The organism is Mycobacterium sp. NGS68 (genome assembly GCF_059812195.1).
This window is the reverse complement of the sequence record NZ_JCALCE010000009.1, coordinates 106,608-124,200: the sequence shown is the minus strand read 5'-3', so window position 1 is coordinate 124,200 and position 17,593 is coordinate 106,608. Positions and strand designations below refer to the sequence as shown.

General features: G+C 77.1%; 4 protein-coding genes. 3 read left to right on the top strand and 1 reads right to left on the bottom strand.

Going from position 1 to position 17,593, the window contains the following annotated elements:
* The first annotated feature begins 270 nt into the window (after positions 1–270).
* A complete protein-coding gene (locus AC5Y5V_RS12555; RefSeq protein ID WP_499935127.1) occupies positions 271–4,413 on the top strand; it encodes a PE family protein in 4,143 nt (1,380 codons plus the stop codon).
* 174 nt (positions 4,414–4,587) lie between these two features.
* Entirely contained in the window at positions 4,588–9,408 is a 4,821-nt protein-coding gene (locus AC5Y5V_RS12550) for a PE family protein (protein ID WP_499935125.1), read from the top strand.
* A gap of 478 nt (positions 9,409–9,886) precedes the next feature.
* Here AC5Y5V_RS12550 and AC5Y5V_RS12545 read toward each other — a convergent pair whose 3' ends face one another.
* Positions 9,887–13,258: a TM0106 family RecB-like putative nuclease gene (locus AC5Y5V_RS12545; RefSeq protein ID WP_499935123.1), complete on the bottom strand. Its 3,372-nt coding sequence runs from the start codon at positions 13,256–13,258 to the stop codon at positions 9,887–9,889.
* Positions 13,259–13,547: 289 nt separating this feature from the next.
* Between AC5Y5V_RS12545 and AC5Y5V_RS12540 the strand changes: the two genes are divergently transcribed.
* Positions 13,548–17,522, top strand: a complete 3,975-nt coding sequence (locus AC5Y5V_RS12540; protein WP_499935120.1) for a PE family protein — start codon at positions 13,548–13,550, stop codon at positions 17,520–17,522.
* Positions 17,523–17,593 lie beyond the last annotated feature (71 nt).

Sequence of the window (17,593 nt, the reverse complement as noted above, 5' to 3'; positions counted from 1 at the left end):
TGTCCGTACCAATTCGTCGAAGACATGAATTTATTGCCGGCGGTTGAAAAAGTGGGTGCGAACATATGAATTGCCAATGAGTAATGCGCATTTGCTGGACGTGGGGTGAGCGCTCTGATCGCCCGCTGCCCCGCGTTGCGGCCCCCGATTGGCCGCGCGGATCGATCTTGTTGAGCAGCAACCTGATTGGTGATTGGGCGAATTTGCCCCGAAGTCAATTTGGTCGGCGTACAGTCCCGTCCACCGCATGGCCTTGAGGAGGGCTCAACGATGCCGTCTTTCCTGTTCGCAGCACCCGAAGCGCTGGCGTCGGCGTCGTCGGATCTGAGCGGTATCGGGGAGGCGATCAGGCAGGCTTCGGCGGCGGTGTTGCCGTCGACGACGCAGCTGGCTCCGGCGGCGGCCGACGAGGTGTCGGCGGCGATCGCGCGGCTGTTCGGTGGGTTCGGCGCGGAGTTCCAGGACCTGCAGGCGCAGTCGGCGGTGTTTCATGCGCGGTTCGCGCAGCTGCTGAGCGCGGGCGGTTCGGCGTATGCGGCGGCGGAGGCGGCGGGTGCCACCCCGCTGGCGTCGCTGGGCGACACCTTGCAGAGCCTGGCGGTGTTTCAGCCGGTGAAGCTGCTGACGGGTCGGCCGTTGATCGGGAACGGCGCCAACGGCGCGGCGGGTACGGGCGATGCCGGCGGTGACGGCGGGTGGTTGTGGGGCAATGGCGGTGACGGGGGCTCGGGGACCGTCGGCGGCGCCGGCGGTGCCGGCGGGTCGGCGGCGTTGTGGGGTCGTGGCGGCAAGGGGGGTGCCGGTGGCGCCGCGACCGCCGTCGGGGCCACTGGAGGCGCCGGGGGCGCCGGGGGTGGGAACGGGCTGATCGGCGGCGGCAGCGGCGGCAATGGCGGCGCAGGGGGCACCGGCGGTGCCGGCGGCAGTGGCGGTGACGGCGGCGCGGGGGGCGCGAACAACCAGTGGCTGTCGCTGACCGGCACCGGCGGTGATGGCGGTGCGGGGGGTCAGGGCGGGGCGGGTGCGCAGGGAACGTCGAACGCGGCGTCGGCCGGCGTGGCCGGGGGCGTCGGCGGTAGCGGCGGCAATGGCGGCAACGGGGGTGCCGGTGGGGTCAGCCACGCGACACTGAGCGGCACCGCCAGCGGTGGCGGCGCCGGCGGCGAGGGCGGCCAGGGTGGCAAGGGTGGCGACGGCGGTGCCGGGGGCGCGGGCGCGGTCGGCGGGGATGCGGGCAGCGGCGGCGCGGGCGGTAAGGGCGGCAACGCCGGCCAGGGCGGCACCGTCGGCGCGGTGGGCGACGGCGGCCAAGGCGGCGCCGGGGGCACGGGCGGCGCCGGCGGCAATGGCGCCACGGCCAGCCTCGGTGCCACGGACAGCGACGGCGGTAGCGGCGGCCGCGGCGGCAACGGCGGAACCGGCGGCCTGGCAGGCAGTTTCGGCACCGGCGCCGGGACCGTCGGCGCCGGTGGGGCCGGCGGCTCGGGTGGCCTCGGTGGCGACGGAGGCAACGCCGTCGACGGCGCCAGCGTCAGCGGCGGCAACGCGGGCCACGGCGGGGCCGGAGGCAACGGCGGCAGCGCTGGCAACGCCCTCGGCGTCGCGGGTGATGGCGGTAAGGGCGGCGTCGGCGGCAAGGGTGGCGACGGCGGCACCGGCGTCAACGGAGTCGGTCATGCGACCGACGGCGGTGACGGTGGCGCCGGCGGCATCGGCGGCGACGGGGGTGGTGGCGGCAACGTCGGGGCCGTCGGCAACGGCGGAATCGCCGGCAAGGGTGGCGACGGCGGCAACGGTGGCGTCGGCGCGGCGGGCGGCAACGCCGATGCGGGCCAAGTCAGCGGCGTCGGCGGCATGGGGGGCGCGGGCGGCGACGCGGGTGATGGCGGTAACGGCCCGACCGGCGGCGCGGGCGGCGCCGGCGGAAACGGCGGCAACGCGGGGCAGGGTGGCACCACCGGGGCGAGCCAGGGCGGTGCTTTCGGCGGCCGAGGCGGCGACGCCGGGGACGGCGGCCGCGGTGGCACCGGGACCGGGCCCGATGGCGTCGGCGGCCTGGGCGGCGACGGCGGCCTCGGCGGCAACGCCGGCAGCGGCGGAAATGGCTCCAGCTTCGGTTCCGGCGGCGGCGGCGTGGGCGGCGACGGCGGTGACGCAGGCCGAGGCGGCGACGGCGCCAAAGACGGCGGCAGCGGCGGCATCGGCGGACAAGGCGGTCAGGGCGGCACCGGCGGTAAGTCACTGAGCGTCACCGCCCCCGCCGGCACCGGCGGCACCGGCGGCAACGGCGGCGCGGGCGGCGCCGGCGGCAATGGCACGACCGGCGTCGGCGGTGACGGCGGGCTGGGCGGCAACGGCGGCGCCAACGGCACCGGTGGCGCCGGAAATTCCAGCCAGGGCGGTTCCGGCGGCGGCCAGGGCGGCGCTGGCGGCGCTGGCGGCGATGGCGCCGCAGGCGGCGGCACGGGTGGCGACGGCGGGGTCGGCGGCGCGGGCGGCAACGGCGGCGACGGCGCCACCAACGGAACCCTCAGCAGAGGCGGAAACGGGGGTCAGGGCGGTCACGGCGGCGACGGGGGCAACGGCACCGGGGCCGGCGCGGTGGGCGGTAACGCCGGCGCGGGCGGCGCCGGCGGCGTCAGCGGCATCGGCGGCATGGTGAACACCGCCAATGCCACCAGCTACGGCGGCGTCGGGGGCGAAGGCGGCGCCGGCGGGTCGGGCGGCTACGGCGTGGCCGGCGGCGGCTCGGGCGGCGCCGGCGGCGCCGGTGGCAACGGCACCAACGCCCTCGACGGATCCGGAAGGGACAGCTACGGCGGCGTCGGCGGAACCGGCGGCCGGGGCGGCGACGGCGGCCACAGCCTCGGTGTCGGGACCGCCGGCGACGGCGGTATCGGGGGCGCCGGCGGCAACGGCGGTAACGGCGGCGTCGCCGGGAGCCTGGGCAACAGCATCGGCGGTACGGGCGGCGACAGCGGCGCCGGTGGCAACGGCGGCCAGAGCGCCGGCGGCATGGGCGGAAGCGGCGGCGACGCCGGTGCCGCCGGTGTGGGTGGCGCCGCCGCCAAGGGCCGTTTCAGCTACGGCGGCGACGGCGGCTGGGCCGGCAACGGCGGCGATGGCGGCGACGGCTTGACCGGCGGCGGCGCGGGTGGTGCCGGCGGCGCGGCCGGCAACGGGGGAGCGGGCGCCGACGGTATCGCAACGCGCAGCATGGGCGGCGACGCCGGCTACGCCGGCGCCGGCGGCAAGGGCGGTAACGGCGTCGGCGCCGGGGCCTTGGGCGGCCACGGAGGGGACGGCGGCGCCGGGGGCGACGGCGGTTCCGCCGGGAACGTCACCAACGTCGCTGGCCAGAGCCTGGGCGGTGGGGGCGGTGCCGGCGGCGCCGGCGGCGCCGGCGGTGACGGTGTCGGCGGCGGCGGTGCGGGCGGCGACGGTGGAACCGGCGGGCAGGGCGGCGCCAGCGGCAAAGCCGCCAGCGATAGCAGCCTCAGCAACGCCGGCGTGGGCGGCGACGGCGGCGTCGGCGGCGCCGGCGGTAACGGCACCGGAACCGGAGCCGCGGGCGGCAACGGCGGAGCCGGCGGCGCCGCGGGCGGCGGCGGCAAGTCGGCCGACGTCAGCGGCCACACCTCCGTAACCCAGGGCGGCCAAGGCGGTAACGGCGGCGACGGCGGCGCCGCCGGTTACGGCGCGGGCGGGATAGGCGGTGCCGGCGGCGCCGCGGGCGCGGGCGGTGCCGGTGGCGACTCCGGAAACGGCGGCGGATACAGCTACGCCGGCAACGGTGGTAGCGGTGGCGTCGGCGGCGCAGGCGGCGACGGCTTCGCCGGCGGCGGTGCAGGCGGCGACGGCGCCCTGGGCGGCAACGGGGGCACCACGGGCACCGGCACCACCGGCCTTGGCGGCCTCGGCGGCAGCGGCGGCAGCGGCGGCGCCGGAGGCGCGGGGCTCTACGGCTCCGGAAGCTCCGGCGGCCACGGTGGTGCGGGCGCCGACGGCGGCGCTGGCGGCTCCGGCGGCACCACCGGTGGCAACGGTGGCCTCGGCGGCATCGGTGGCACCGGCGGTAGCGGCGGTAGCGGTGATCCGCTGCTGAACGCCGACGGCGGCAAGGGCGGCGACGGCGGCGGGGGTGGCGACGGCGGCACCGGCGGTCACGGCGGCACCACGGGCGGCGCCGGAGGCAACGCGGGCGGCGGCGGCGCGGGCGGCGCCGGCGGGCTGGCGGGCGGCACGGGCCACGGCGGCAACGGGGGTGACGGCGGTGACGGCGGCGATGGCGGCGACGGCAACAGCGGCGCGGCCGGCGGCCAACGCGGCCTGGGTGGAGCGTTCGGCCCCGGCACCGCACCCGGCGGGGTCGACGGCACCACGGGGCAGAACGGCTCACCCGGGGCGCCCTGACGCGGGGGCGTCGGGCAGGGGCGCATCACGCCCTCACGGGCTCGACTTGGCAGAAGCTGACCGCGATCTGTGAAACGGCTCACACACCTAAATGACGCGGCGTACAGTTTGCTGGGCCGCCGAAATGCACGGCGTCTTTCGTGGTGTCGCCCCAGCGGATTGGAGCCTGAAAAGATGTCGTCTTTCCTGATCGCGGTACCGGAGGCCTTGGCGTCGGCGTCGGCGGATTTAAGTGGCATCGGGGAGGCGCTCAGGCAGGCGTCGGCGGTGGCGGGACCCTCGACGACGGCGTTAACACCGGCGGCCGCGGACGAGGTATCGCACGCGATAGCAGGCCTGTTCGGCGGCTTCGGGCAGGAGTATCAGGCGCTGCAGCAGCAGTCGGCGCAGTTTCATGCGCGGTTCGTGCGGTTGTTGAGCGGCGGGGGTGCGGCGTATGCGGCGGCGGAGGCGGCGGGTGCGTCGCCGTTGGCATCGCTGGGCGATGCGTTGCAGAGCCTCGCGGTGTTCGAGCCGGTGAAGTTGCTGACGGGCCGCCCGATAGCCGGCAATGGCGCTAACGGGGCGGCCGGTACGGGTGCGGCCGGCGGCGACGGCGGCTGGCTGTGGGGCAATGGCGGCAACGGCGGGTCTGGAACGACGGGGGCCGACGGCGGCAAAGGCGGCGCGGGTGGATCGGCGGCGTTTTGGGGTCGCGGCGGCAACGGCGGTCAGGGCGGAACAGCGACCAATCCCGGCGGTCACGGGGGACAAGGCGGTGCCGGGGGCGGAAACGGGCTGATCGGCGGCGGCAACGGCGGCAACGGCGGAGCGGGCGGCACCGGCGGCGCGGGCGGCAACGGCGGTGACGGCGGCGCCGGCGGCGCAAACAACCAGTGGCTGTCGCTGAGCGGTGTCGGCGGTGATGGCGGCGCCGGCGGTCAAGGCGGCGCGGGCATCGCGGGCACCTCCAATGCGGCCTCGGCGGGGGTGGCCGGCGGTATCGGCGGCGACGGCGGCCACGGGGGCAACGGCGGCGGTGGCGGTGTGAGTCACGCGACGCTGAGCGCGGCGGCCAGCGGCAGCGGCGCGGGCGGGGACGGCGGTCAGGGCGGCACCGGCGGCGATGGCGGCGCCGCGGGCGCCGGCGCGAACGGCGGCAATGCGGGCAGCGGCGGCGTGGGCGGCCACGGCGGAAGCGCCGGGAGTGCCGCCGCCGCCGTGGGCGACGGCGGGGCGGGCGGCAAGGGCGGCACCGGCGGCGCCGGCGGCAGTAGCACCGCGACCAGCGACGGCGGCGACGGCGGCCGCGGCGGAAACGGCGGAACAGGCGGCCTCGCAGGCACTTTCGGTACCAGCGGAGCGACCTCGGGCGCCGGCGGTGCCGGCGGCATGGGCGGGACCGGGGGCGACGGGATCAATGCCCTCGCCGGCACCGGCGCCACCGGCGGCAACGCGGGTAACGGCGGTGCCGGCGGCACCGGCGGCAAAGCCGGTGACGCGCTGGGTCTCGCGGGCGTCGGCGGCGCCGGCGGGACGGGTGGCCACGGCGGCAACGGCGGCAGCGGCGTCAGCCAGACCGCCGTCGGCGTCGACGGCGGCACCGGCGGTAGCGGCGGCGTCGGCGGCAACGGCGGAGCGGGCGGCGGCGCCGCGTCCGTCGGCCTCGGCGCGACCGGCGGCAGGGGAGGCGACGGTGGACTCGGCGGCGACGGCGCGAAAGGCGGCAGCGCCGATGTGAGCGCCGCCGGCGGCGCCGGCGGCACGGGCGGCGCGGGCGGCCACGCGGGCAGTGGAGGCATCGGCCCGGTCGGCGGCGCGGGCGGCACCGGCGGTGGCGGCGGCAGCGGCGGCGCGGGCAATTCGAGCGGCGCGGTCGCCGGAGGTGGCGCGGGCGGCCAGGGTGGGAAGGCCGGCAGCGGCGGCGATGGTGGCTTCAGCACGGCCGGCGTCGGCGGCACCGGCGGTGACGGCGGCGTCGGCGGCCAGGCCGGTAGCGGTGGCTTGGGCGCCGGCAACTCCGACAGAGCCGAGGGCGGAACGGGCGGGGCCGGCGGCGACGCCGGCAGGGGCGGCAACGGGCTCACCGACGGCGGCCAGGGCGGACACGGCGGCCAGGGCGGCCTGGGCGGCGTCGGGGGCGGCCAGGTAGGTAGCGGTGCGGCCGGCATAGGCGGGCTGGGCGGTCGCGGTGGCGGGGGCGGCGACGGCGGCACCGGCATCACCGGCCACGGCGGCAACGGCGGGGTGGGCGGCACCGGCGGCGTGTCCGGTGCCGGCGGCACCGGCGACTACAGCTACGGCGGCCCCTACGGCGGCCAGGGCGGTGACGGCGGCAACGGCGGCGCCGGAATGACCGGTGGCGGCAAGGGCGGCGACGGCGGTGTCGGCGGAGCGGGCGGCAACGGCGGCGACGGCGCCACCAACGGTGCGGCAAGCCAGGGCGGTAACGGCGGTTTCGGCGGAGCGGGCGGCGCGGGCGGCGCCGGCACCGGGGCGGGGGCCGTCGGCGGGGCGGGTGGTACCGGCGGCCTAGGTGGCGCCAGCGGCACCGGCGGCAAGGTGGACACCGCAAGTTCGGGGAGCTACGGCGGAACCGCCGGCCGCGGCGGCGACGGCGGCCTGGGCGGCGACGGCGTCGCGGGCGGAGGGGCCGGCGGCGCCGGCGGCTTGGGCGGCGACGGCGCCGATGGCATCAACGGCGCCGGCTACTCCATCGGCGGCGGCTATGGCGGGGACGGAGGCACGGGCGGCGCCGGTGGCACCGGCACCGGCGCGGGAGCCGCGGGTGGCGCCGCCGGTAACGGCGGCGGTGGCGGCAACGGCGGTACCGGCGGAAACGTCGCCAGCGGCGCGGGCTACACCTGGGGCGGTGACGGCGGCTACGGCGGCCAGGGCGGCCAGGGTGGCCAGAGCCTCAGCGGCCTCGGCGGAAAGGGCGGCGACGGTGGTGCGGGCGGTGCCGGTGCCATCCCCGGGACGGGCGGCGATTCCAGCTACGGCGGCTACGGCGGTAACGGCGGCTGGGGTGGCACCGGCGGCGACGGCAGAGCCGGTGGCGGTGCCGGTGGCGCAGGCGGCGCGGGCGGTGAGGCCGCCGCGTCCGGTACAGGCTCGAGCGTCAACTACGGCGCCGACGGGGGCCGTGGCGGCCGCGGCGGCGACGGCGGTGCCGGCACGGGTGTTGGTGCCCTCGGCGGCGACGGCGGGGCGGGCGGCGCGGGTGCCGGCGGATCTGGCGGCGGCGATGTGACCGCCGCGAATGGCAGAAGCTACGGCGGCTACGGCGGCTACGGCGGCGACGGTGGGACCGGTGGGGCCGGCGTCGCCGGCGGCGGTAACGGCGGGGACGGTGGCGCCGGCGCCCAAGGCGGCGATGCCGGCAGCACCACGGGCAACGCCGGCAGCAATTCTGCCGGTGGCGGCGGGTCGGGTGGCGACGGCGGGTACGGCGGCCAAGGCACCGGCGCCGGTGCCGTCGGCGGCGATGGCGGCGCGGGCGGCATTGGCGGTGCGGGCGGTGCCGGTGGTGCCATCGGTGCGAATGGTCAGTCCTTGGGAGGCTCGGGCGGTTCCGGTGGTAGTGGCGGCGGCGGCGGTGACGGGGCCGGCGGCGGCGGAGCCGGTGGCGCGGGCGGGGGCGGCGGACACGCCGGAAGCGGCGGCGATGGAACCGGCGCTGCGACCTACAGCCAAGGCGGCCGAGGCGGCAACGGCGGCTACGGCGGCTCCGGCGGCTCAGCCACGGATCCCGGGGCCGCGGGTGGCGCCGGGGGTGCCGGGGCCGACGGTGGTGCAGGCGGTGCGGGCGGTACCGTGACCGGCTTGAATTCCGCGAGCGTGGGTGGCAACGGTGGCGGCGCCGGCGACGGGGGCTGGGGAGGTTCCAGCGCGCAAGGGATTGGCGGCAACGCCGCCGACGGCGGCAAGGGTGGCGACGGCGGCGGGACCGGCGTGGGCGCCAATGCCAGCTCCGGCGGCTCCGGCGGTGAAGGCGGTGACGGCGGCCGGGGCGGCGACGGGGTCGTCAGCGGCGGCAAGGGTGGCGCCGGTGGTAGCGCCGGCAACGGCGTCGATGCCGGAGATGCGGTGATATTCAGCCAGGGCGGCACCGGGGGCCAAGGCGGCGCCGGCGGTACCGGCGGTTCCGGCAGCAGTGCCGGCGACGGGGGTGCCGGCGGCGCGGGCGGTGACGCGGGTATCGGAGGCGATGTCGGCGCCTCGGGTAGCAGCTACGGCGGTAGCGGCGGCGCCGGCGGCTCGGGCGGCTTCGGTGGCCAGGGCGCAGTTACCTCCGGTGCCGGTGGTGCGGGCGGCGCGGGCGGTGACGGCGGTGCGGCGGGGCCTGCCAGCCAGAGTTACGGCGGCCCCGGTGGTGCCGGCGGCGCCGGTGGTGGTGGCGGTGACGGCATCGACGGCACCGGCGCGGCGGGCGGCAAAGGCGGCGCAGGCGCCCAGGGCGGCCACGGCGGCAGCGGTAGCACCGCCAACGGCTTCGGCGGTGCCGGCGGCGGCGGTGGTGCCGGCGGCACTGGCGGCGTCGGGGTTTCGGCCGCCGCCAGCGACGGCGGCGCCGGCGGCAAGGGTGGTGCCGGTGGCGACGCGGGCAACGGCGGCGATGCCGGAACCGGCGTCGGCGCCGCGGGCATTGCGGGCATTGGCGGCGCGGGCGGTGCTGCGGGTGACGGCGGCGCTGGTGGTGCCGGCGATCCGATGTACAACAGCAACGGCGGCGCGGGCGGCGCCGGCGGCCTCGGCGGTCACGGCGGAAATGGCGGTGCCACCGGCGGTCCCGGCGGCAATGGCGGTGGCGGCGGCCACGGTGGTGACGGCGGGGCCCTCGGCGGTACCGGTCACGTCGGGCAGGGCGGCAATGGTGGCGGCGGCGGTGTCGGCGGCGACGGCAACGGCGGGGCCTTCGGCGGCCACGGCGGCGACGGCGGCGATGCCGGCACCGGCTCCGGAACCCCCGCCAACGGCGTCGACGGTGCCGACGGCAATCCCCCTCCGCCATAAGCCCGGTCGGGCCGCCGCCGGGGGCCGCGGCGGGGCCGGCGCGGCCGCCCCGCCCCGGTCGAGTGTCGGGTTGTGCCACGGTTTTCGGTTGCGGGCGTGGCATAAGTCGACATTCGTGGCGGGCCCGCCGCCCCAGCCTGGTCGAGTGTCGGGTTGTGGCACGGTTTTTGGCCGCGGGCGTGGCATAAGTCGACATTCGTGGCGGGCCCGCCGCCCCGCCCCGGTCGAGTGTCGGGTTGTGCCACGGTTTTCGGTTGCGGGCGTGGCATAAGTCGCCCCGCCCCGGTCGAGTGTCGGGTTGTGGCACGGTTTTCGGCTGTGGGCGTGGCATAAGTCGACATTCGCGGCGGGCCCGCCGCCCCAGCCCGGTCGAGTTACACGGATTCTCCGCCGCAGGCGTGGCATAAGTCGACACTCGCGGCCTCACACGCGACGGCCCGCGGCCTCACACGCGACGGCCCCAGACCGCCGCGACGGCCTAACGCGACGTCAACGCCAAGAACGCGCCGAGGTCCACCAGCCCCGCGGGCGTGGCGGGCAGGTACTCGGTCAGCGTTTCCGAGCGCACGATCATCGCCGCGTACTGAGCCCGGCTGACCGCCACGTTGAGCCGATTCCTGTTAAGCAGGAACGAGATACCCCGCGGCACCTCGTCGATCGACGACGCCGTCATCGACACGAACACCACCGGCGCCTGCCCGCCCTGGAACTTGTCCACCGTCCCGACGCGCACTCCGCCCAACCGCGCCGCGTCCAGACGCCGGCGCAGCAGCGCCACCTGCGCGTTGTACGGCGCGAGCACCAGCACGTCGGCGGGGGCTAACGGCCGGGTGCCGCGCTCGTCGGTCCACGGGCTGCCCAGCAGCCCGGCGATCCGGGCCGTGATCGCGTCGGCCTCCTCGGGGCTGTCGACCGAATTGCCCTGGTGGCGAACGGAAACGACGTGCAACCCGGGCTTGCATCCCTGAAGCCGGCGCGCAGCGGTGCAGTCGTGGGAATGCAGCCGACCCTCGTAGGCCAGCGACGACACCGCCGCGCACACCGCGGGGTGCATCCGGTAGGACAGGTCCAGGAAATAGCCGCGCTCGTCGGGCAGCGTGCGGGCGCCGTCGACCAGCCAGTCCAGCGCGGAGGTGTCGACGGGTTCCGGATGTGTGCCCTGACTGACCTGCGGCAGCTGCTGCGGGTCCCCGAGCAGCAGCATGTTGGCGGCCGCCGGCGCCACGGCGATGGTGTTGGCCAGGCAGAACTGGCCCGCTTCGTCGATCACCAGCAGATCCAGGCTGCCGGGCGGCACCCGGTTGGCGTTGGCGAAATCCCAAGCCGTCCCGCCGATCACGCAGCCGGCGTGGTCGGCGACAAACCCCGGATACGCCGAGCTGTCGATCCGCTGCCAGCGCCCGGCGCTCCCTTCGGACGACTTCTTGGCGACCAGCGCCGCGTCCAGGCCGGCGTCGATGACGCCGTTCAGCACGTTCTCCACCGCCGCGTGCGATTGCGCCACCACGCCCACGCGCCAGCCGTGCTCGGTGACCAGCCGCGTGATCGCCGCCGCGGCGGTGTGCGTCTTGCCGGTCCCCGGCGGGCCGTGCACCGCCAGGTACGACGAGTCCAAATCCAGCGTCGCGGCGGTGATGTCGGCGACGGCATCACCGGAGCGCGGCAGCCCGGCGCCGCCGCGCACCCGCGGCGCCGCGCGCAGCAGCACGTCGAACAGCGCGCTGCCAGGGAGTCGCGGCAACCCGTCCGCCACAGCCGACGCCGTCGTCTCGATCGACGCCCGCAACGCCGCCGTCGGCACCGGCGGACCCGGCGTCAAAGCGAACGGCAACCGGTCAAAGGTGTTGCCGTCCTTGTCCGCTCGCTCGACGATCACCACCTCGGTCGGCGCGCTCGGATCGTCGACTTCGACGACCGTGGCGCTGCCCGCGACCCGATGCTCGGCGGTGTCGTAAAGCGCGAACACGTCGCGCGCGAGGTCGCCCCGGGCCAGCTCGCCGCGCAGCCGCACCCGCCGCTGCGGCTTGCGGGCCCGCGGCGGCGTGTGCCAGTCGCGCACCACCGTGGCCCCGTCGGCGACGAACACGTCGGTGTTGTCCGCCCATTCCTCGACCGGGAAGTTCAGCCGGTCGAAATGCGCCCACCAGAACGGCTTGTCCTCGCGGCGGTGGTAGCCCCGCGCCGCGGCCACCAAGGCCACCGCGGTCTGCCTCGCCGTGCGCTCGCCGGCGGCCGCGTCGCCGGTGAACTTTGCCAGCGCCGCGGCCAGCTGATCGTGCTCCTCGATGGCGCCGCCGTCGGGAACCGGTTGCACGCCAACGGGTGTCACGCCGACCTCCCAGGCGCGCAGCACCAGCCAGTCGCGCAGCTTGCGGGTCGAGACGCAGTCGTAGTGGTTGTACTCGGCGATCTCCTTGAGCAGTGCCGCCGCGTCGTCGTCGCGGCCGTCGGCGCGCAGCTCGCAGTAGCGGCCGTAAGCGGTGATCGAGGAGGCCGCGGTGGTGACCTCCCCGGAGCGCAGCTCGCCGCCCATGTACAGCGGTTCCAGGGCCTTGAGGCTGTAGGACTCCGCGCCCACCCGAAGGCTTTTGCGCACCAACGGGTAGAGGTCGACCAGCACGCCGTTGCGCAGCAGGTCGTCGATCGCGTCCTCGCCGACGCCGTAGCGCCCGGCCAGCCGCAGCAGCGCCGTCTTCTCGTACGGCGCGTAGTGGTAGATGTGCATGTTGGGATAGCGCCTGCGCCGCTTAGCGACAAAGGACAGGAAGTCCGTCAGCGCCTTGCGCTCGTCGACCCGGTCGTGCGCCCACAGCGGGCGGAACGCGCCGCCGGCCTCCAGCACCCCGAACAGATACTCCAGGCCCCAGTCGTGCCCGTCGGCCGTCCACAGCGGGTCGCCCTCGAAGTCGAAGAACAGGTCGCCCGGGTCGCGTTCGGGCAGCAGGGTCAGCGGTTGCGGGTCGACGATCTCGTACAGCGCGGCGCCGGTGTCGCGCTGCCGGATCTGCAGCCGCGCCTGCGCGGTCAGTTTGTCCACCACGGCCGGGGCCAGGCCGGCCACCGCACCCACGTGGCCGGCCAGCCCGGCCACGGTGCCGATCCCCGCGTCAATCAGCTTCTCGCGCTGGCTGATCCGCATCCCGGAGACCAGTAACAGGTCGTCGGCCGCGCGCAGCTGCTCTTCGCAGAGCTCGCAGCGCAGACACGCCCCCACGCCGTCGTCGTCCCAGCGCACGGCGGCGCCCGCGGCGTAATGCTCGTCGAGCAGGCGCTGCACCCGTTCGCGCTGGGTTCGGTAGACCGGGATCAGGTCACACAGGCGATGACGGGTGACGGTCCCGTCGCCGAGTTCCAGCTCCGCCTCCGGCGCCACCGCAACACCCGCGCCGGCCAGCGTGTCGGCGTAGGCCGCGAGCTGCAGCAACGCGGGAACCTTGGCCGAGCGCGCCAGCTTGGTGTCCACGACGCGGTACCGCTCGCCGTCGCGGACCAGGAAGTCGGCGAACCCGACGAACCGCCCGTCGAACATCGCGGCCTGGTACACCACCGGAGCGCCGCCGGCGATGGCGCGCCGCGTGGCCTCGGCCGCGGCCGTCAGCCCCGCGAGCGTGTACGCCGGGCGCCCGATGACCGCCACCCCGTCGGCGAACTCGTCGCGCAGCCGGTCCAGGCGGCGCCGCTCGTGCTCGTCACCGAGATCGGCGGTGCGCTGCAGCAATTCGTCCTCGACGGCGACGGCCGGGCCCCAGCCGAGTTTCGCGTCGAACCCCCGCAACAGGGCGTACTCGCAGCGCGCGGCGGCGGCGAGATCCGACGCGCTGTAGACGACCCGCTCTCCGATGACGAACACAGCAGCAACACTAGGAGAAGCCTCCGACAAGTTCGGGGCGCGCCGACACGGCAACACAGCAGGCACGGCAACACAGCGAGCACGGCACCACAGCGAGCACGGCAACACAGCGAGCACGGCAACACAGCGAGCACGGCCACGCGCGGTGAAACCGATATCCCGGCAAACGCCTCCGCAAACGAATTGAATCGCCAAATCGCTCCGAAGCCGAAGCGACGCGCGTACAGTTCCCGGCGCCGCTCGAAACGGTTTCCTTTTGATTGTCGCAATGAAGCGATGGGAGCCTGAAATGTCGACTTTTCTGAACGCAGCACCCGAGGCCCTGGCCACGGCGTCGGCGGACCTGAGCGGGATCGGGGAGGCGATCAGAGCGGCCTCCGCGACGGCGCTGCCGTCGACGGCGGGAATACTGCCCGCGGCCGCCGATGAAGTATCGGGCGCAATAGCAAGACTATTCGGCAGCCATGCCGCCGAATATCAGGCTTTGCAGACCCAGACGGCGCAATTCCACGCCCGGTTCGTGCAGCTGCTGAGTTCGGCGGGGGGCGCGTATGCGGCCGCAGAGGCGGCCAATGCCTCGCCGCTGCAGACCATCGGGCAGACCTTGCAAAGCCTCGCGGTGTTCAAGCCGGTGCAGTTGGCGACGGGGCGCCCGCTGTTCGGTGACGGCGCCAATGGGGCCGCGGGCACGGGCAATGCCGGTGGCGACGGCGGTTGGCTGTGGGGCAATGGCGGTAACGGCGGGTCGGGCACGACCGGTGTCAACGGCGGCAAGGGCGGGGCCGGAGGCTCGGCGGGTCTGTGGGGGCATGGCGGCAGCGGCGGCGCGGGCGGGGCCGCGACCGGGACGAACGGTCGCGGTGGCGACGGTGGCGCCGGCGGGGCCAATGGGCTGATCGGCGGCGGCAACGGCGGAGTCGGCGGAACCGGCGGGCTCGGGGGAGTCGGCGGCAACGGCGGTAACGGCGGAGTCGGCGGGGCCAACGCGCAGGTGCTGTCGATGAACGGTGTCGCCGGCGCCGGTGGCGCCGGCGGCGCCGGCGGTGCCGGAGCCCAAGGCACCTCGCACGCGCTGAACTTCGGGGTGACCGGCGGCAACGGCGGCAATGGCGGAAACGGCGGCACGGGCGGGACCGGCGGGGTCAACCACGCGCAGATGGGCGGGTCCGACGGGGCGGGCGGTGCCGGCGGAGTGGGTGGTGTCGGCGGTGCCGGCGGTGCCGGCGGTGCGACGGCGAACGGCGGCGACGCCGGCCGGGGCGGGGCGGGCGGATACGGCGGCAGCGCCGGCGGTGCACAGGCCGTGGCCGGCAGGGGCGGTGCCGGCGGGGCCGGTGGCTCCGGCGGCGCCGGGGGCGTCGGCAGCGACGAAACCGGCCACCCGAACGACGGGGGCGTCGGTGCCCATGGCGGTGCCGGTGGCGACGGCGGTGTCGGCGGCGACGCCGGCGCGGTCGGCACCGGCGGGGTCGCCGGCAAGGGCGGCGACGGTGGCCTCGGCGGCAAGGGCGGCATGGGCGGCGCCGCCGACTCGCCTTATGCCGGTGGCGCGGGCGGTACCGGGGGCCTCGGCGGTGACGCCGGGACCGGCGGCGCCGGCCCGACTGCGGGCGCGGGCGGCAAGGGCGGCGGCGGCGGCGCCGGCGGTGACGGCGGCAGCACGGGCAGTGCCCACGGCGGCGGTGCCGGCGGTCAAGGTGGGGGCGCCGGCAGCGGCGGCATCGGCGGGGTCGGCACCACCGGCACCGGCGGCACCGGCGGCGACGGCGGGTTGGGTGGCGCCGGCGGCCACGGCGGTGCGGGAGCCAACTACGACGCCGGCGTCGGCGGTAATGGCGGCGCCGGTGGTAACGCCGGGCGCGGCGGGGTCGGCGTGGTCGACGGCGGCCATGGCGGCATCGGCGGCCAAGGCGGTGGCGGCGGCATCGGCGGCGATGCGATAGGCGGCACGTATGCGGGCCTGGGTGGTGACGGCGGTCAGGGTGGCGCCGGCGGAAATGGTGGCACAGGCATCACCGGCCTCGGCGGTGGCGGCGGTACCGGTGGTGTTGGCGGCCGCTCCGGCGACGGCGGCACCGGCGATGGGAGCCGGGGCGGCTTCAATTCCGGTCAGGGCGGCCGCGGCGGCAATGGCGGCAGCGGCTTCGCCGGCGGTGGCACCGGCGGCGACGGGGGTGTCGGCGGCGCCGGCGGTAACGGCGGGCTCGGCGCGAGCACCGGAAGCTACAGCCAGGGTGCCTACGGTGGCCAGGGCGGTGAAGGCGGCAATGGCGGTGCGGCCACCCACGGGGCTGCGGCCGGCGGCAACGCGGGCAACGGCGGCGCGGGCGGTGCCGGCGGCAATGGCGGCAATGTGGGTGCCGGTATCGAGAGCGACGGCGGCGGCGGCGGGAACGGCGGCAACGGCGGGATGGGTGGTCTTAGCCCCGGAGGCGTGGGAGGTAACGGCGGTAACGGCGGTGTCGGCGGCGCGCCCGGCAACCACGGCACCGGCGTCGACAACTTGTACAGCGTCGGTGGTGACGGCGGCTACGGCGGCAACGGTGGGACCGGCGGCACCGGCTTCGCCGGTGGCGGCAAGGGTGGCGACGGCGGCGCCGGCGTCGACGGCGCCAGCGGTGGCGACGGCACTGGAACCCGCAGTTATGGTGGCTGGGGCGGCGGCGGCGGTAATGGCGGTACTGGTGGCACGGCCACCGGTGCGGGTGCCGCGGGCGGCGCCGGCGGGCACGGTGGCGTCGCCGGGGCCGGCGCGAGCGGGGGCAACGTCACCGGCGCGAACAGCCTTAGCGGGGCTGGCAGCGGTGGCTACGGCGGCAATGGTGGTGATGGCGGCCAGAGTGTCGCCGGCATGGGCGGCAAAGGTGGCGACGGCGCCGCCGGCGGCGCCGCCGGTAGCGCAGGAACCGGCGGCGACGAGAACTGGGGCGGTGGCGGCGGAGGCGGGGGCAACGGCGGCAACGGCGGTGAGGGCTTCACCGGCGGAGGCGCGGGTGGCGCCGGCGGGGCCGGCGTCCGCGGAGCCGCCGGGGGTGACGCCGAAAGCAGGAGCTACGGCGGCTACGGCGGTTCGGGCGGTACGGGCGGTCACGGCGGTAACGGCACCGGGGCCGGGGCGCTCGGCGGTGCCGGCGGGGCGGGCGGAGCTGCCGGCGATGGCGCCAAGAGCGGCGCCGTCGGGGTGGGCGGCATCAGCATCGGCGGTGACGGCGGCTATGGCGGCTATGGCGGCGGCGGCGGCGACGGCGTTGCCGGCGGCGGGGCGGGCGGGGCAGGTGGCGCCGGCGGTGACGGGGGCGGCGGCGGCAATGCCGCCACCGGCGGCTACGGCAGCTACGGCGGCAACGGCGGTTCGGGCGGCTGGGGCGGTGACGGCGGTGCCGGCACCGGGGCCGCGGCTGCGGGCGGCAATGCCGGGGCGGGTGGCGCCGCCGGCAACGGCGGGGCAGGCGGCGATGTCGACGGCACGACGGTCAGCCATGCCGGCGCCGGCGCCGTCGGCGGCAGCGGTGGCATCGGCGGCGCCGGCACCACGACGGGTGGCAAGGGTGGCGCGGGCGCCCATGGTGGCAACGGCGGGGACGCCGGCACCGGCGGAGGCGGTGGTGCGGGTGGCAGCGCCGGCGCCGGCGGCGACGGCGGCCGTGGAGGCGCCGGAGTGGACGGCACCGGCGCCGCCGGTGGCATGGGCGGTAGCGGCGCCGACGGCGGCCACGGCGGTAGCGGTTCCCTCAGCAACGGCAACGGCGGCGCGGGCGGCTCCGGCGGTGCCGGCGGCACCGGCGGGGTCGGCGTGACGGGCAGCGGCACCGACGGCGGCACCGGCGGACAGGGCGGCGCGGGCGGTGACGCCGGCAACGCCGGCGCCGCGGGTTCGGGCACCGGCACCGCGGGGATCGCCGCCGCTGGCGGGACCGGCGGTGCGGGCGGCACCGGTGGTGCGGGCGGTTCCGGGGATCCGCTGGCCAACACCAACGGCGGCACCGGCGGCGGCGGCGGCCTCGGCGGGCACGGTGGCAATGGCGGTGCCACCGGCGGTACCGGTGGCGACGGCGGGCACGGTGGCATCGGCGGCGCAGGCGGGACGCCCGGCGGCACCGGCACGACCGGCCACGGCGGCGGTGGTGGCGCCGGTGGCGACGGCGGCGACGGCAACGGCGGTGCGTTCGGCGGCCACGGCGGTATCGGCGGTATCGGCGGCGTCGGCACCGGTACCGCCGCCGCCGGCGGCGACGGTACCGACGGCAATCCCCCTCCGCCCTGATCCACCCCGCCGAATATCGGCTTGGGCGCGCGAAACGCCTCGCGGCGTGCCTCAAGCCGAGTCTCGACGTG

Excerpts from the sequence above, each read along its gene's own strand:
- AC5Y5V_RS12550 (WP_499935125.1), top strand. The coding sequence starts at position 4,588 with ATGTCGTCTTTCCTGATCGCGGTACCGGAGGCCTTGGCGTCGGCGTCG.
- AC5Y5V_RS12540 (WP_499935120.1), top strand. The coding sequence starts at position 13,548 with ATGTCGACTTTTCTGAACGCAGCACCCGAGGCCCTGGCCACGGCGTCG.
- AC5Y5V_RS12555 (WP_499935127.1), top strand. The coding sequence starts at position 271 with ATGCCGTCTTTCCTGTTCGCAGCACCCGAAGCGCTGGCGTCGGCGTCG.